The sequence below is a fragment of the Pseudoalteromonas piscicida genome, assembly GCF_002208135.1.
In the GTDB taxonomy this organism is placed as follows: Bacteria; Pseudomonadota; Gammaproteobacteria; order Enterobacterales; family Alteromonadaceae; genus Pseudoalteromonas; species Pseudoalteromonas piscicida_A.
This window is the reverse complement of the sequence record NZ_CP021647.1, coordinates 868,096-885,231: the sequence shown is the minus strand read 5'-3', so window position 1 is coordinate 885,231 and position 17,136 is coordinate 868,096. Positions and strand designations below refer to the sequence as shown.

11 protein-coding genes are annotated in these 17,136 nt (G+C 42.9%); 5 read left to right on the top strand and 6 right to left on the bottom strand.

Annotated features, from left to right (window positions below; genetic code table 11):
- Window positions 1-27 precede the first annotated feature (27 nt).
- The 4 genes from B1L02_RS22395 (at window position 28) to B1L02_RS22380 (ending at window position 7,722) form a co-directional block, all read left to right on the top strand.
- The gene (locus B1L02_RS22395) at window positions 28-3,279 is read left to right on the top strand and encodes a S41 family peptidase (RefSeq protein WP_174694590.1); all 3,252 of its coding nucleotides are present in this window, start codon (window positions 28-30) and stop codon (window positions 3,277-3,279) included.
- 297 nt (window positions 3,280-3,576) lie between these two features.
- On the top strand, window positions 3,577-5,895 hold the full coding sequence (locus B1L02_RS22390) for a ferritin-like domain-containing protein (RefSeq protein WP_088532938.1): 2,319 nt from the start codon (window positions 3,577-3,579) through the stop codon (window positions 5,893-5,895).
- 13 nt (window positions 5,896-5,908) lie between these two features.
- A complete protein-coding gene (locus tag B1L02_RS22385; RefSeq protein WP_088532937.1) occupies window positions 5,909-6,859 on the top strand; it encodes a DUF692 domain-containing protein in 951 nt (316 codons plus the stop codon).
- On the top strand, window positions 6,859-7,722 hold the full coding sequence (locus tag B1L02_RS22380; protein WP_088532936.1) for a DNA-binding domain-containing protein: 864 nt from the start codon (window positions 6,859-6,861) through the stop codon (window positions 7,720-7,722). Before B1L02_RS22385 ends, B1L02_RS22380 begins: the two co-directional genes overlap by 1 nt.
- A gap of 25 nt (window positions 7,723-7,747) precedes the next feature.
- Here the strand turns inward: B1L02_RS22380 and B1L02_RS22375 are convergent, their stop codons facing one another.
- The 3 genes from B1L02_RS22375 to B1L02_RS22365 form a co-directional block, all read right to left on the bottom strand.
- Window positions 7,748-8,149 carry a hypothetical protein gene (locus B1L02_RS22375; RefSeq protein ID WP_088532935.1) on the bottom strand — a complete coding sequence of 134 codons (402 nt, stop codon included), beginning with the start codon at window positions 8,147-8,149 and terminating at the stop codon, window positions 7,748-7,750.
- Between the two features lie 368 nt (window positions 8,150-8,517).
- The gene (locus tag B1L02_RS22370) at window positions 8,518-10,422 is read right to left on the bottom strand and encodes an alpha/beta hydrolase family protein (RefSeq protein WP_088532934.1); all 1,905 of its coding nucleotides are present in this window, start codon (window positions 10,420-10,422) and stop codon (window positions 8,518-8,520) included.
- A 121-nt stretch (window positions 10,423-10,543) separates the two neighbouring features.
- Window positions 10,544-11,335, bottom strand: a complete 792-nt coding sequence (locus B1L02_RS22365; protein WP_088532933.1) for a helix-turn-helix transcriptional regulator — start codon at window positions 11,333-11,335, stop codon at window positions 10,544-10,546.
- Between the two features lie 98 nt (window positions 11,336-11,433).
- Here B1L02_RS22365 and B1L02_RS22360 point away from each other — a divergent pair, with 98 nt between their 5' ends.
- Window positions 11,434-12,150 (top strand): type 1 glutamine amidotransferase, encoded by a 717-nt coding sequence (locus tag B1L02_RS22360; RefSeq protein ID WP_088532932.1) that lies wholly within the window; start codon window positions 11,434-11,436, stop codon window positions 12,148-12,150.
- 172 nt (window positions 12,151-12,322) lie between these two features.
- Here B1L02_RS22360 and B1L02_RS22355 read toward each other — a convergent pair whose 3' ends face one another.
- From B1L02_RS22355 to B1L02_RS22340, 3 genes are all read right to left on the bottom strand, one after another.
- On the bottom strand, window positions 12,323-13,489 hold the full coding sequence (locus B1L02_RS22355) for a DUF1624 domain-containing protein (protein WP_088532931.1): 1,167 nt from the start codon (window positions 13,487-13,489) through the stop codon (window positions 12,323-12,325).
- A gap of 117 nt (window positions 13,490-13,606) precedes the next feature.
- Window positions 13,607-15,718 carry a TonB-dependent siderophore receptor gene (locus B1L02_RS22350; RefSeq protein ID WP_088532930.1) on the bottom strand — a complete coding sequence of 704 codons (2,112 nt, stop codon included), beginning with the start codon at window positions 15,716-15,718 and terminating at the stop codon, window positions 13,607-13,609.
- 673 nt (window positions 15,719-16,391) lie between these two features.
- Window positions 16,392-17,075, bottom strand: a complete 684-nt coding sequence (locus tag B1L02_RS22340) for a complement resistance protein TraT (RefSeq protein WP_088533145.1) — start codon at window positions 17,073-17,075, stop codon at window positions 16,392-16,394.
- Between the last annotated feature and the right edge of the window lie 61 nt (window positions 17,076-17,136).

The window sequence follows — 17,136 nt, the reverse complement described above, 5'->3', positions numbered from 1 at the left end:
GGTGCATTTCACTTATCAATCGTTATTATGTATCAAAATAATAACGGAAATACCTATATTATGATGAAGATAAAAACACTCGTGCTCGCCATTGCTGCGGCGGCCGCGCCTTTTGTTTCAGCGTATCAGACAGAAGATACTCGCCTACTCCGCTTTCCAGATATTCACAAAGATAAAGTCACTTTTGTGTATGCTGGCGACATTTATATTGCCAATACCAACACAGGTAAAAGTCAGCGTCTGACTGACCATATTGGTTTTGAGACCTTCCCTAAGTTCTCTCCAGATGGCAGCAAAATCGCTTTTGCCGCCGAGTATAATGGCAGCCGCCAAATCTATGTGATCAATGCTGACGGCTCGGGATTAAAGCAACTCACTTATTACAACGATGTTGGGCAAATGCCACCACGTGGTGGGTTCGACTATCGAGTGATGGACTGGACACCAGACGGTAAACATATCGTGTTTAGAGCAAATCGCACACCATGGGGTAAACGTATGGGTCGTCCATATATGGTACCGGTAGAAGGTGGACTTGAACAGCCGATGGCTATCCCTGAAACTGGCGGTGGTATGCTTTCCCCTGATGGTAGCAAGTATGTTTACACGCCAATCGACAGAGAGTTTAGAACCTGGAAGCGCTCCCGTGGTGGTCGAGCACAGGATGTTTGGATTTACGACCTTAAAAACAATACGTCCAAACAACTCACCACTGACAAAGCCACCGATCAACAACCAACTTGGGTGAATGACAGTATTTACTTTGTGTCTGACCGTGAATACACGCTCAACCTTTATAAATATCGCGATGGTAAGTCACCGATAAAAATGACTGACCACAAAGACTTTGACGTGCTTTGGCCATCAGCTGGGCCAGATGCCATTGTCTACGAAAATGGCGGTTACTTATATCGCTTTGAGGAAGCGACAAAGACCGCTAAGAAGCTACAAATCGATGTAGCAGGTGTGCGTCAATATGCCATGCCATATAGTAAAAACGTTAGCGACTTTATTGATTCTATGGATATATCACACGATGGTAAGCGTGCATTGTTTACTGCCCGTGGTGAGTTATTCTCAGTCCCAGTAAAACAGGGCCCAACTCGCAACCTTTCTTACACGCCAGAAGGCCGTGAAATTGAAGCTAGCTGGTCACCGAATGGCCGTTATATTGCCTACATGAGCGATAAAACAGGTGAATATGAGATCTATCTCAAAGATAGAGCAAATAACAACAAAACCATCCAGTTAACCGACAATGGTACCATCTGGCGCTTTACACCAATTTGGTCCGCTGATAACAGCAAACTACTCTTCGCAGATAAAAACCACACGCTATGGTGGGTTGATGCGAAATCTGGCGATATGCATAAAATTGACACCGCCAAATACGACGAAGATGGTCTAACTGAATATACTTGGTCGCCAAACAGTGAAGATATTGTTTTTGTTAAAAACAATGAAAACCGCTACGCCTCGCTTTGGCACTATAACACTGAGGATAAAAAGGTCACTCGACTGACTGACAACATGACCAGTGAGCGTAACCCGACTTTCTCTCCTGACGGTAACTACATTTATTTCACTTCTGAGCGCGACTATAACCTTACCTTTAGCAGCTATGAATTTGATTATATGTTTAATAATGCCACGCGCATTTATAGCGTTGCGGTGAATAGTCAGATCAAGCCGCTTAATGCCTTTGAAAGTGATGAGTTAAGCATTCAATCAGACGAAGAAACGAAAAAGGACAGCGACAAACAAGAAAATCACATTGAGGCCAACGGCTTTATGTCACGGGTTGTATCACTCTCAGCCCCAGCTGGTAACTACAGTTCACTCACAGGTGTTGAAGGCGGCGTACTGACCTTAACTGGCGGTGCGTTAAAGCTCCTCGGCACCGAGCCAGATAGCAAACTAGAAACCGTCGCCGAAGGCGTAAGCAGCTATAAAGTTGCCGCAGGCGGTAAACACCTGATCGCTCGCGCTGGTAACAACTTCAGTGTCATTGCACCAAAGCCAAAGCAAGATTTAAAAGCCAGTCAGCTTGATTTATCTAAGATGACACTGAAAATCGACCCGCAAGTTGAGTGGCAACAAATGTATGTAGAAGGCTGGCGTACCTTACGCGACTGGTTCTACGACGAGCATCACCACGGTCAAGATTGGGATGCTATCTTGGAGAAGTATCAACCACTTGCCAGCGCTGTCGCACACCGTAGCGACTTAGACTATGTACTTAGCGAAATTGCAGGTGAAATCAACGCAGGTCACATTTACGTACAATCTGGTGATGCCCCAACAGCCGAGCGCAAAAAGCATGGTTTACTTGGCGCAGAAATAAGCGCTCATCAGTCTGGCTACGTAAAAATTGAGCGTATCTACAAAGGTGAGAACTGGCATGAAGACTACCGTTCACCACTCGATGAAACTGGCGTGAATGCCAATGCGGGTGATTACATCATCTCGGTAAATGGCCGCTCGGTAAAAGACGTGGTTAACTTTTACGAGCTACTTGAAAACACCCTAGGCGAGCAAGTTGAGCTGGTATTGAGTAAATCACCAAGCGCTGATGATAGCTGGAAAACCACGGTAAAACCTGTCGCCAGCGAGCAAGGCTTACGTTACATGGCATGGGTTCAATCACGCGCAGACTACGTGGATAAACTATCAAACGGTAAGATTGGCTATGTTCACCTGCCAAATACTCATTATGATGGTAACCGTTCATTATTTAAGAACTTTATGCCACAAACGAGCAAAGATGCGCTGATCATCGACGACCGTTATAACGGCGGCGGCTTTATCCCTGAGCACATGATCACTTGGCTTGCTCGTAAGCCACTTAACTATTGGAAACGCCGTGGTGTTGAACCAACAAAAACACCTTCGTTTGCACACGATGGTCCAAAAGCCATGCTTATCAATGGTTATTCAAGTTCCGGTGGTGATGCTCTACCTTACTACTTCCGTCAGGCGGGTCTTGGCAAACTGATTGGTACTCGCACTTGGGGTGGTCTAATTGGTATCTCAGGTAACCCGAGTCTAGTTGACGGTGGTCAGGTGATCGCAGCGACCTTCCGAATTCTAGATAACGATGGTAATTGGATAATCGAGAACGAAGGCGTAAGCCCTGATATCGAAGTGATCGATAGACCTGAGCTTGTTCATGCAGGTAAAGATCCTTCAGTCGAGCGTGCGGTGCAAGAGCTATTGCAAGAGTTAAAAGATAGCCCGAAGAAAACACTGACTGTGCCTCCTGCACCATCTAAGTTCTGAGCGCGTAACTAGCTCCTCAAAGTGGTTTAAGGCTCTGGACTTTAAACCACTTCTTTTATCCTTTCAGCTTATTCGCTTTGTGCCCCTTAAATAGGTTATAAAAAAGTTACCAGCATGTAATATCTCGTAATCGATCTTATCTCTTTTTACGACTACTTTGTATAACGAGTGTTCATCGCTCACCTACATCAACTTGCTTAAATTTTGAGTTGCCTTGGATAAATAACCTAAATCCTAACTTATTTTTATTTAAGCCAGTGGTATTGCATAACGTTCACCGTCACAAAGGAGCAAACCATGAATGTGCAGAACAAAACAGGCCCATCGGTAGAAGTAGATAAAGAGATTGATGCCAACATCCTCTTAAGCAGTGCACAAAAACAACAAATTAAAGCGCGCAGTAGCGAGTATAAGGCTGCTGATTTATCTTGTCTGAAAGCAATTGCACAAGCTGCGATTAACGTGGAGTTATTCACAATCCCACTTTATATGACCGGCCTCTACTCAATTCAAGGCACACACCAGATTGCGGACTCTTCAAATCTCTATCCTGGCCGTTACTGGCCAGGGCTTGGTCCGACTGCGGGATACATTCCTTCAGAACGACTGTCTCCTTACGACAACGATTTAAAAGACAGGTTTATTGGTATTAGTAATTCTGAACTTAATGTCAATGAACAGGTTTTTAACGGCGTTTATAGCGTATTTATTGAAGAGATGCTGCATCTGCAACTCGCTTCAAATATGGCGAGTAAACTAGGGCTCACACCGAGCTTTACCAGTCAGGCGTTAATTGACGAAAAATTTGGTTGGAAGTGCTACAACAATCAAAGTGGTATTCCACATATTTTAGACTTTGCAGACTGTACTACAGACTTATCTAAGCTAAGCCCAGAAGTTCAAGCTTATTTCGAACAAATTTTTCCTGGTAAAACATTACAAGACCTGCGCGTTAATGCGACAGAGCTAAATAAAGAACAGACTTTACTCTTTATGCTAATAGAAGAGACTGAAGAAAACGCTAAAAAAATTATTCAGCCGCAGTTTTTAGAGCCAGACGCAAAAACAAAACAGCCAAAATATTTTGAACAAGCCCCATACGACTGGTGGAAACCGGATTACACCGAAAGTGATTTGCCACTATTTGGCTCAATTGGACATATGTACTTGAGTTATTGGGACTATATTCAAATTGAATACGATGATAACACGAGTCTACTAGACTATGCGCTCTCAAAGGCTGAAGCAAACGATGCTAGAGCGCAAAGAAACTACTTTAATGAACGTCCCGGTGATACTTCATATGATGCCCAATTTCCTAAAATAAAAGGTTCTCTTGAGAAATATAATGAACATAATTTGTTAAAAAAAGCACTCATAAATAATGTCAATGCAATCACAGATCAAGGTGAAGGTGACGGCGTTGCAAAAATGATATGTTTACGCTGGGCAGAAGAGCCTTGGGCCCAAAGTGTCTTGGGTAAATTACAAAGTGCGGCTAAGCCTGCTCACCCGAGCACTGTAGATGCACGTTTTCAACCAGATGAACCTGCCTTAGAGCATGACTATCCGAGCACAGATGACAAACCGTTATCCGGTTCAGCCTGTGCCCGAATAGCCAACAAATATAAAGACCACTTTCAAATTTTCACCGATACGATGAAGCTCATTGTTAGTTATGAAAAACCAACAACGGCTCATAAAGAACGCTACCTGACTTGGCCAACTTGGTTTGCTGAGGGTAATAGTTGGACTGAGGCATTATTGGATCCCAACGGCGGTGATGAAGCACACGGACGTCACCCACAACTTCCACCAGTGGATAGCGTAGTGCACGCACTCAATAATCTTAGGGAAACAGACAAAAAAACGCAGGAAACAAACAAGCTATTTAGTCAATCTGCAGTAGGCACAATTAAAGGTCTAACTTCAGCACTTGATCGTTACTGGTCAGGTAAAACCACTGAATTTCCGGGCCCTGCAATGGGTGGCTCTGGCGATAGGATCTCGATTTGCTGGGCAACTACGGGAATTGCGCCAGATTTAGTAACGGGTATCGCCCCACAAAATCCGAACACCCTTTATCATGCCTGCCAAGGAATGAGCTATACCAACATCGGCTCGGATGACTTACCACCTCCTGAGGTCTATCACAGCTGTAAGGGTAGTAACGACTGTAAAGCACAAGGTGGCTGTGGTTTTGTTCATAGTACAACGCCAGGTGGTAGCTGTGGTGGTAGTGTATCAACAGGGCCAAAGAGTGCCCCTGCTGATAATAAGTGTAATAACTTGGGTGGGTGTGCAGTGCCTATCTCAGCCTCTCAACTCTTCCCAAAACTTTCCGGTGAAGACAAAAAATGCTTTATGCAATTATTTAAGTTTAATCTTAAAGATAACAGCTTCTCTGCTATTGATTACACTTATCCGAAAGATCAAGAAGTTCAAACAGACGAACCTACAGATCACGTGCTCATGCCTTATGAAACAGGAGATGCCGTATACAATATTGCTTGGCAAGCATACTGCAACGCCAATGGTTTATTGAACGAAGAAGGCAAACCTAAAGAGAAGCCAAAACCTTCAGATATTCGTCTAGCTCTTCCTCCATCAACTTGATAGGAAAGATAGCATGACAAATCCAATTCGGACGCAGCAGCTTGCTGCGTCCGCTATCGAAAAACTAACCGACTTGGGGTTTGGTATTGGCCTAAGAAGCCAGCACTATCCCTTTATTATGTCCCATTTAGAGCGCGGTACATCACTTGGTGTCGACTGGTTTGAAATCATCAGTGAAAACTATATAGATAATCACGGATATGGCCGGCATATGCTCGCTCAGTTAAAGGAACAATACCCGCTAGTGATGCATGGTGTGTCAATGAATATTGGTAGCAGTGACCCACTTAACTTTGAATACTTAGGCAAGCTCAAGGAGTTAAGTGAATTCGTTAAACCACAGCTTATTTCTGATCATTTGTGTTGGACAGGCGTTGCTGGTTTGAATAGTCACGATCTCCTACCTATGCCGTTAACCGACGAAAGCCTACAGCACGTTATCAACCGTGTTGATCAAGTGCAGGATTTTTTAGAACGGCCTTTAGTGCTTGAGAATCCTTCAACTTATCTTGAGTTTCAACATTCAACTCTCACCGAAAGCGAGTTCTTTAGTGAATTAGTCACCGCAACAGGCTGCGGTATGCTGTTGGATGTAAACAATGTTTTTGTCAGTAGCTTTAACCATGGTTTTGACGCCGAGGCATTTATTCGCCAACTCCCCCATAAACACATCGTTCAAATACATCTAGCCGGTCCTAGCGACTGCGGTGATTGTTTGATAGACACCCATGACCAACCGGTGCCCGCCAAAGTTTGGCAACTTTACCAACTGGCGCAGCAGTTAACGGGTGGCGTGTCTACCCTACTTGAATGGGATGCCAATATCCCCAGTTTTCCTGAACTCGTTGATGAGTTAAGCAAAGCAAAACTGGTACTGACAGGGCATATTCCAAAGCAAGATACAGTTACTAGCACCAACGCGCTGTCAACTCCAATCGTTAAAGAGCGAGCAGAATTAACATAATGAAAACGCCAGACTTAACGCAAACTCAGCAGTGGCTTAGCACCGTTTTAATGGTACGAGGCGACCTACCACAAAAACTCAATACCGCTGCAAATCCCCATGGTTTAACGCTGCATGACTGTGTAAAAAGTAGTAAAACACTCGGAGCCATGAGAAGAGTAGACATCTATGCTGCAGGCTATGTGATGCGTTTAGTAGAATGTCTTCGGGGAGAGTTTGCATTACTTTGCCAGTTTATGGGCGACGAAGTATTCGACACCTTCGCCAAAGCCTTTATCGTCACCTTACCCTCAGAGTCTTGGACACTACATCAACTAGGCTCGCGCTTCGCTGACTTTTTAGCAAACACTAAACCTACCGGCGATTTTAATGCCCACCAGCAAACGATGTTTAGTTTGCCTTCAGAGCTCGCTAAGTTTGAAAGAGCCAAAGCGCTTGCACTGTTAAAGCCTGGGCCTGAAGCACAGCAATCAACCGCGGCAATAAACGAGATTGAGCTCCTTTGTGGTGTCGCAGAAAACTTTGTCATGTCGGTGCCAGAATCCGTACAACTGATTCAAACCGATTACCCTTTGCTGCCGCTTATAACCCAGCTTGAACAAGCAAAGCCGTACACCTTGCCAACGCCTGAGCAAACGTATATTGCAATATCGCGCCAACAATATCGCATCAAAATGAGTGTCTTAAATGACTGGCAAGCAGATTTATTGCTTCATTTGAGAGAAAAGCCGCTACGCTATCAAGAAGCAATAACCTACTGTGCTAAGCGCATGAATATGGAGACTCAAGTATTGAGATCGCAGTTAGCAGTTTGGCTGCCAAGCGCGATTAACAGGGGGCTGTTTACGTTACAGAAAGCATAAGTGTTCTTTTGGGTCGAATGTTAGATTAATTACGCGTATACACGTTAAGCAACGGAAACTTATTCTCACCGAAAGCCAATGTGAGGGAAAGCGTTTCACCGCCATCAAAACTTTCAGAAAGCTTCATCGGCGCGATCCTTTGACCGTTCGCCGTTAGTGCCAACAGATGTTTTTGTGTTAACGTACGGCGGCCACTCGATTGGTTTTTAATCGTGATCATTGCCCAGCGCTCACCGCTTTCATTACTCATCAACACCGCGTTAAGTACTTTGAAGTCACTGATATCTGGGTAAATATTGGCATCATTAGGAAAAGCCAGCTCAATACTGTTAGGCACTACACTATCAATCGTTAACGCTTCTTCAGCTGCCTGTGTATTGACAGCCAACATAAGTAACCAAAAACCACTTATTATCCTTTTAATCATTTAATTTTCCCTCTAGTTTCCTTTGACTAATTTAGTATGGCGCCAATTTTCGGGCCAAACAATACTTGCGCAGTACCAAGGCTACACTACAAAACAAAAATGCCAGACAACATACTGTGCGATCTGGCATTTTCTTAACTAACCTGAACTCGGGATAAGAAGTTAGTTAATTCACTAAAATACCTAAGTTCAAAAGCGTAATATCACTCTAGCCAGAAGTTATTTCTTAATACAAGGCAAATTTGTGCGTCAATAGCTGGCCTATTGCAAGCAAATTTAACGCAGTAGTAAGGGATAACAGCTGCTAGAGAACAAGTTGTTATCCCGAGTTCAGGTTAACTACTCATTGCTGATAGTAGTGACATCAATTATAGAGTTTCTTCTAACCACTTGAAGAATTCACGCTGCCATACTATCCCGTTTTGCGGTGTCAGTACCCAGTGGTTTTCTTCAGGGAAATAAAGGAAACGGCTCTTTAAGCCACGTAGTTTAGCAGCTTGAAAAGCTTGCATCCCTTGGCTCAGTGGTACACGGTAGTCTTTACCACCATGGATCACGAACATCGGCGCATCCCACTTATCGACATAGCTGATTGGGTTAAACTGATTGTATGCCTTGCTGATGGCCGCATTGTTTTGCTCCCAGTACGCGCCACCCAATTCGTTGTTCACAAAGAACATTTCTTCGGTTGTGCCGTACATACTACGCAAATCAAAAATGCCACAGTGCGCGATAAAAGTTTTGAAACGACCATCGTGGTTGCCAGCTAAGTAAAACGCAGAGTAACCACCAAAGCTCGCACCAACTGCTGCGATACGTTTGTTGTCAACGTATGACTCTTTCGCAACATCGTCGATTGCGTCTAGGTAATCTTGCATTACCTTACCACCCCAATCTTGGCTGATGTCTTTGTTCCATTTCACACCGTGTCCAGGCATACCACGACGATTTGGCGCAACCACAATGTACCCTTGTGAAGCCATCACTTGGAAGTTCCAGCGGAAGGAGTAAAACTGTGATAACGGCGACTGTGGGCCACCTTGAAGGTATAACAGCGTTGGGTATTGCTTACGCTTATCAAAATTAGGTGGGTAGATAACCCACGTTAGCATGTCTTCGCCGTCTTTTGTCTTCACCATTCGCTTTTCAACGTTCGGTAAATCCAAATCAGCATAAAACGCCTCGTTAACATTTGTCAGCGCAACAAGCTTTTTACTATTCAGATCAAAGCGGAAGATCTCTTTTGCTTGATTCATGCTATTACGAGTAACAACTAACTGGTCGTCTAGGGCGGCAACAATGCTATTTACATCAAACATGCCCTTAGTCAGCTGCTTAATTTTTGGATTGGCTTTGGTTTTGGTGTTCACCGCAACTTGAAATAGCTGGATTGTCCCGTCAATTGGTGCAATAAAATAAATATGCTTACCATCATAACTCCACTCAAAACTGCTTACCGTGCCGTCCCAGTGCGCAGTTAGATTGATTTCTCTGTCACCCTGCTTAACGATAATGTCATTTTTATCCGCCTCGTTACCCGCTTCATCCATACGTAAGAAAGCCAGCAGCCCTGTGGATGAGAACTCTGGGCTTTTATCATAACCCAAGTTTTGCTCGGTTAGATTGGTGGTTTTCTTGCTCGCTAAGTTATAACGATAAATATCTGTGTTGGTGCTGCTCGCATATTCTGCGCCAGTCAACTTTTTACTGACGTAGTAGATATTTTCACCTTTTGGACCCCAAACATAGTCGCTTGAACCACCAAATGGTGACGTCGGGCTATCAAAAGGCATACCTTTCATGATGTCGACTTTTTCTTCTGTGATTAGATCCTGATAGAACACATGTTTAACACTGCCGTCTTTCCAGGTATCCCAATGGCGGTAGTTTAAGTCGTCAAACACGTAAGCATCTGCTTGCGTAAGTGCTTTATGTCTATCTGTGGCCAGCACAGCTTCAACATTGACGGTGTCATGAAATAGTTTTTTGCTGCCATCAGGCGAAATATTATCGTCTGATAATATCCCTTGATACGCGCTTAAAAGTTGAGACGCCCCACCCTTTAACGGCACTTGATAAACTTTGCTATCAAAGTCATTGTTTTCAACACTAGGCGTTGTAACTCGATAAATTACATGGGTGTTGTCTTTAGATAACCCAAGCGCACTCACGCGCTTTACTTGCCAAAGCTTGTCTGGGGTCATTACCTCTTTGGCAACTAATCCAAAACTTGGTGCTAATCCTAAGCTAGCACATAAAAGAATTCGCAACATCGCGAAATGCCTCCAATAATCAAAACTAGAATAGACTACATAAACCCAGAAGAACTTAAAAGCATTCGCGATAAGATATTTGCGCCTATAGCGCGAGTCACGTGCAAGTAGCAGAAGTTGCTCAAAATGAATTTACGTTATGCTGTAGGTTGGCAATACGGTACTTTCTCGGTGTTTGGTTAAACAATTTCTTAAACGCTTGTACAAATGCAGAGTCAGAAGCGTATCCCAACTCGATAGCAATTTCCTGTATGCTCTTTTGCGACTCTAACAATTGCAAAGATAAAACTAACCTCACATTTTGTCTCCACCGTGAAAATGATTGAGAAAACTCCCTTGAGCACAATCGCGACAAAGTACGCTCAGAAGCGCCCACTTTTGTTGCCCATTCCTTTAACGTAAATGGTAAATCCGGTTGCTCTTTAAGCTGTAAGAAAATGGATAAAAGACGTTTATCGGTAGGTATGAGCAAAGGTATTTCATAACGGTTTGCGATCTCAATTTGATCTCGCAATACCGTTAGCAAATGTGTGATATTGGACTCTGCTTGAGTGAGCGTCTCGTTTTCAAATAACAGCAGTATTAACGCTTTAATAAATGGCGTTACCAGACAGGATTTTGGTTGGTCTCCATACTGAACATATTTGTCGGGATTAAGGTAAATCGCCAAAAACTGTGTGTCTGTAATCGCTATGGATTTATGCACTGTATTTGCGGGTATGAAGAGCATGCCATTGTGAGGTACGATCCCGCTTTTATCGCCGATACTCGATTGCAGCAGCCCCTGCAAAGGAAACACAATTTGATGCCACAAATGTGAGTGAAAGTCATCAACATAGCCAGAAGCCATATTCGTCGTTTTAGTTATGATTTGTTTATTAGGAGAACCTTTGATGAGGTCATTAGCTTGCATCTTGGCGACTTATCAACATTAAACGTCTGCTAGTATAAATTACGCCATCCAAATTTAATATACCATCTACAGCCTATCGTTAATTAAAAGGCACAAAGATGCATATTCACTTTATCGTTCATGAACATTTTGAAGCGCCCGGTGCCTATGAATCGTGGGCAAATAAACGCGACCATACCATTACCTACTCGCGAGTTTATCAAGGAGAACCGCTCCCAAAAAATATCGATGACTTAGATTTTTTGATTGTAATGGGAGGACCTCAAGATCCATCAACAACAATTGAGCAATGCCCGCACTTCGATGCAACAGGTGAGCAAGAAGTCATCTTGAACTCGATTACCGCCGGAAAAGTTGTGCTTGGTATATGCCTTGGGTCGCAACTAATCGGTGAAGCGTTAGGTGCAGCATTTCAACCTAGCCCTGAACGTGAAATAGGAAAATACCCGATAACCTTGACGGAAGCCGGGATGACACACCCACTATTTAGTCATTTTGGAAAAGTGTTGGATGTCGGTCATTGGCATAATGATATGCCGGGGCTCACCAATGGATCACAAGTGATTGCATATAGCGCGGGGTGCCCAAGGCAAATTGTCGCCTATCGCGATCTCGTATATGGTTTTCAGTGCCATATGGAATTTACCAAAGATATCGTCGCATTACTGATTGAAAATGACGACCTCAGTGACGCGTTACAGTATCGATTTGTAGATGAGCCAGACGTTTTACTGAGTCATAACTATGACGAAATGAACCAAAAACTGCACGACTTTTTAGATAAGTTAGAAAGCTTCTATAAATCAAAACGCTGAGTGTTAATTATACTATTTAACCTGAGGTTTGGATAAGGCATGCGCTCGAGGCTAATACAAACACCCACCATAATTCGCATCCATGTTATGGTGAGTGTCTGCCATTTGCTTACCAGCTCCGCCTTAAATGTTTTTCATTTTAAAAACAACAACTTAAACAGTATTTTGATATTTAAAAATACTTTACCCATCGCGCTGATGTTTTCCGTTTATAACCTGCAAACCATTTACATAATGGGTATAAAAGCACGCTTAAAACCATTGCGAATAGCCATATCTGCCAAACATGGTAAAAGCCAAAATATGCTGTTTTGCTGCTACCATAGTGTTGATTCGCACCAAATAGCCATTGTGCCAATATACTAAGGACAAGTAGCGCGTATAGGTGCGTAATGTAGAAAAACATCGGTGCTGACCCTAGTACTCGAACCGGCTCTAATACTCTGAGCGCATTAGTCTCTAAAAACGCTAATACGAATGCACCAACTCCCAAGGTAAGTAAAATAAAGTCGAGAGATGGTGGATATTTGGTAAAGTTAAAAAAGTCCATTGTGGTGAGAAGTATTGTTGCCTGTTGAGACCAATCAAGCGTTTCTCCGTATAGATTTAATCCTCTTAGGATCACTAAACCAATTAACAGAGCTGTGCCACTTTGCAATAAAATGGTTTTACGTGCCTGCGATGACACTGAGCCTGAAAATAAAGGCCCTACCGCATAGCCGCACAAGATAACGCCAATCCAAGGTAAAACCGGATAAGACGCTTTTACGTTAACAACAGCATCTGCGACTAAATAACCTCGGTCATGCAGAATCGTCCAAACGGTATAGCCTATTTCATTCGGTGCAAACTCGATGGGCGACAATAAATTATGACCAGCCACAATACTTACACCCAATATTGCTATCACACTACGAGGTAAAGCGACCATCAGTGCCAATACCACCATACTGACGCCAATTGCCCAAATAACTTGCAAGTACAGTGTTTGATACGCGCCAAACCAAGAAAAATTAACCAGTGTCATTTCAAGTAAAATTAAAAATAGGCCACGCTTTAAAAGAAATGACTGGGCCGATCGCTTCGCGCCATTTGCGGGGTTTTCATACAACCAAGCCGATAAACCTGTCAAAAAGACAAAAATAGGCGCACAAAAATGGGCACTTAAACGGGTAAAATACAGATCTGGACTCGTAGTATGAATGTCCATTGGATCAAGAACTGGTACATGCAAGAAAAAACGCTCTCTCACATGGTCAACCAACATAAATAACATCACGATGCCACGCAGTATATCGATAGAAGACAACCGTGTTTTACTGTTTTGCAGATTATTCATTACACTCTTTCTCGTGTTAAAAGCGAAAAAACAGTCCAAGTAAAATGACTCAGACTGTTACTCTCTCGACAAGCAGAAGACTTAAAATATGCTAAGACTTTACGCTCGTATTAGGGATCAAAACTGATACTTCACACTTGCGCTGTATGTTGTAGGTGATCCCGGCATGGTCCATAGTTTGTGATAGGAGTTTTCAAAATAAGTCTTATCAAACAGGTTGTTGATGTCCAGTTTCACACTTACCTTGTCATTTAATTCAACCGATGCCGATAAATTAACTAGCGTATAGGATGGCAAAATGAAGTTTGCGTCTGTTGTTTCGCCCAGACGATCACCCACATAATTCACGGTTGCCCCAAGATAGGATTCTTTTCCTAAAAAAGTGGTGTAATGCTTTAGTGAAACATGACCAATATGATCTGCAATATTGATCAAACGTGAGCCCTTGGGAATAGGCACGCCCCAGTCTGCATTAATCACATCATTTGCGGTTTTTGCGTCGGTATAAGTATAAGCAAGCGCGAGTACAGTCTCGTCTGTTAACTCAGTCGTTAATTGAAATTCAATACCTTGGCTTTCTACTTCGCCCAAGGTTGCCGATAAGCCGGTATCAGGTTCAGCGGTAAGCATATTGGTTTTTTGCGCATCAAAAAGTGCAATGCTACCCGAGAAACGATCCGCAACACCTTGCCATTTAGCGCCGATTTCAAAAGATTTAGTTTCCTCTGGTTCAAACGCATTACGATTAGAATCTAAACCTGGGTTTGGCCTAAACCCTTCTGCGTAACTTGTGTACAGATTAACTTTGTCATTCGCGTTATAAATAAAACCCAAGCGTGGCGTAAACTCGGTTTGCTCTTGGCTTTGCGCTTCATCACTACGAAGGTTAAGAATGTCTTGCTCAAATTTATCAACACGGACACCCACTAATACTCTCGATTTTTCGGTCAGTTCGATCAAGTTTTGAGCATAAATACCGAGACCTTTTTGGTTTTCTTCGGTCAACGTTTTTAATACAGGTTCTGGTTGTGTTTGCGTGTAGTCTGGGTTATTTGGCTTAATGCTATAGGTGGTATCACCCGCCCCCCATGCCGTACGCCATACTTTATAGTCAGTATCAATATCAAAATTATAGTGATCGATGCCCACTAGAATGTTGTGCTTTACACTGCCAAATTCAATTTCACCACTGAGTTCAATACGCGCAGAAATATCCAAAGCTTGATAGTCTCTAGCACGTCTTTGACGAGAAAGTAGGCTCGCGTCTGTGTATATCAGCTGTCGACCATCTGATAATTCGGTATCTGAAGATACACCTTCAAATGAAGAATCTCGGTAAGCAAACCCGGTGAGTATGTGCCAATCATCGCTTAACCTATGATTTAACACTAACTGATGCCCTAAGGCTTCAACTTGGTGCGCACCATCACGAATATCACCGTAAAAAGCGTCCGTGTTAACGTCATCAAAGTCATTATTTAGAATATACACACCTCTATCCAGCGGCTTTTTCTGATCGAGTACTTCCATTTCATAGCTCAGACTCGTGTCATCAGAAATATTCCATAGTATCGACGGCGATAAGTGCAAGCTTTTGATTGAAACATGATCTCTATGTGTGTCTGAATCTTCATATGCGCCATTTAGTCGATAGGCAGCTTCTTTGGTCACTGAGTTTGTGTAATCAAATTCAAACTGTTTTTTACTGTAATTACCAAACGTTGCTTGAATATAGCCTTGCTCTTCGAACTGAGGCTTTTTGGTAATGATATTGATAGTGCCACCAGGCTCCCCTTGCCCATATAACGCAGAGCCAGGGCCTTTCATGACTTCAATGCTTTCGATATTGACTGTACTTCTATTGCCGTTGTAGCCTCGAGAATTAAAGCCATTGACAAGATAACCTGATGGATTATTTTCATCACCAGAGAAACCACGGATAGCAAAGCTATCAAACATGCCTCCAGAGTTATTTTGCCTAACAACACTCGGGGTGAGTTCTAACGCTTCCATAAAGCGAGTAATACTTTCGCTTTCAAGCAGTTCTGAGCTAATGGTATCGACTGCTTGAGGCGTTTGAACTAAGGGTACATTACCACGATAGGGCTGCCGAAACTGTTTAATCTCTATACGTTCGATTTCCCCGCTTGGGCTATGATTTGAAGCTGATTCTTGCGCAGTGGTGCCATTAGCCACCAAAATAAGTGAGAGTAGTAATTTTTTGTTCACTGGCATCTCTATTTTCTGGAATTTAAATTTCGATACACTATAACATATCACCACGTATTATTGTTATTTGATAAATTGTCAATTAACGCTTTTTTTGTGTATTTGGTCGAAAAGCTTTCACTGGCTTGAGAGCGGGCAGCACTAATACTTGGTAGTATTTGCATCGTGCTATTTACGCTATTACAAGGCGGTAATATTTATGGTGACACGGTGGAATGGCGAAACTTTGACTCAACGATGCTAAAAGAAAGGTCAGTATTTAATATGACAACCCCCTCCTTTACTTCACTTTATTCTCATTATACTCGCTGCAGTGAGCTTAAGTTTGACTATGCTAGAAAAGGCACGCAATAACGTAATCCGTACACTGCGAGAATCTGGATCTGTCCCCAGAGCTCTTTTATTTTCTGCATTTGTATGCGCTACTTTTACTATACACACTAGCAAAATTATTAGTGAGCACAAATCATGGAGAATATTTAGGCGTTGACCACTTTGGTTGGGGTATTATATTGGCCTAAAAAATGATTTAGCCACTAAAAACACGCTAATCCATCGCCTTGGTTGCAGTATTTGTAAAAAGCGACTGATAACACTTATAACTAGCTGAAAATATAGTATTAGCGCCTCACTTCCATGCTAATACTATATTCCAATATTACCGCACACCTCGCTACAACAGGCCCGAAATAGAATTTACTAAACCTTGGACTAGCTTAGGTCGAGCCTCAACGAACTCCAGATTTACTTTATTCGCTGTAGAAACGATCCGTGTTTGATACTTTTTACGATCGGTCACCTCGTTTGAAGTTACTGATTTATAGCCTGAGTTACCTTGCTTTAGTTTAGCTCTATTTCCTTCTTGTACTTCGACACCCGATTTCGCGCGCTCAGAAACCTGTAAGTCAGTAACAATATTAAAATAAACATCTTCAACCATTGCATCGGCAACAAAGCCTGCAGCTGCACCAAGTAAGCCTGCAGCAGCTTGTCCTCGACCACTACCAAACTGAACACCAACAATAGCACCCGCTACTGCACCACCATAGCCTTGGGCTAAAATTCCTCGATTCTCATCAGCGGTTGTTCTGCCTGCTTTGAGAATATTCGCTTGGATCCAAAAGTGCGCTGCATCTGGGTCATTTACAACCTTGTAGCCTTTTGAAAGTAATGCAGTTTGTATCTCGTTAGCGATGACCAAATCCTGCTTATCCGATGTGTTCCTTAGTTGTAAAAACACTGTGCGCTTGTCCTGACTGACAGGGTCAAGAAATATCGAGTCACTCATTTTTGTTTCTACCCTTAAATCTCGCTTTTTCACCGCAGTGTGCATCGCATTACAACCAATTAGTTGCATCACTAGAAAAAGTGAGCATAGCGTAAAAACAAATTTCCAAGCACCGAATTTAGGTGTCGAT

What these genes read in the sequence shown, in the direction of transcription:
- B1L02_RS22360 (WP_088532932.1), top strand. Translation starts at nt 11,434, where the DNA reads ATGCATATTCACTTTATCGTTCATGAACATTTTGAAGCGCCCGGTGCC.
- B1L02_RS22380 (WP_088532936.1), top strand. Translation starts at nt 6,859, where the DNA reads ATGAAAACGCCAGACTTAACGCAAACTCAGCAGTGGCTTAGCACCGTT.
- B1L02_RS22340 (WP_088533145.1), bottom strand. Translation starts at nt 17,075, where the DNA reads ATGCAACTAATTGGTTGTAATGCGATGCACACTGCGGTGAAAAAGCGA.
- B1L02_RS22365 (WP_088532933.1), bottom strand. Translation starts at nt 11,335, where the DNA reads ATGCAAGCTAATGACCTCATCAAAGGTTCTCCTAATAAACAAATCATA.
- B1L02_RS22395 (WP_174694590.1), top strand. Translation starts at nt 28, where the DNA reads ATGTATCAAAATAATAACGGAAATACCTATATTATGATGAAGATAAAA.
- B1L02_RS22385 (WP_088532937.1), top strand. Translation starts at nt 5,909, where the DNA reads ATGACAAATCCAATTCGGACGCAGCAGCTTGCTGCGTCCGCTATCGAA.
- B1L02_RS22370 (WP_088532934.1), bottom strand. Translation starts at nt 10,422, where the DNA reads ATGTTGCGAATTCTTTTATGTGCTAGCTTAGGATTAGCACCAAGTTTT.
- B1L02_RS22375 (WP_088532935.1), bottom strand. Translation starts at nt 8,149, where the DNA reads ATGATTAAAAGGATAATAAGTGGTTTTTGGTTACTTATGTTGGCTGTC.
- B1L02_RS22355 (WP_088532931.1), bottom strand. Translation starts at nt 13,489, where the DNA reads ATGAATAATCTGCAAAACAGTAAAACACGGTTGTCTTCTATCGATATA.
- B1L02_RS22390 (WP_088532938.1), top strand. Translation starts at nt 3,577, where the DNA reads ATGAATGTGCAGAACAAAACAGGCCCATCGGTAGAAGTAGATAAAGAG.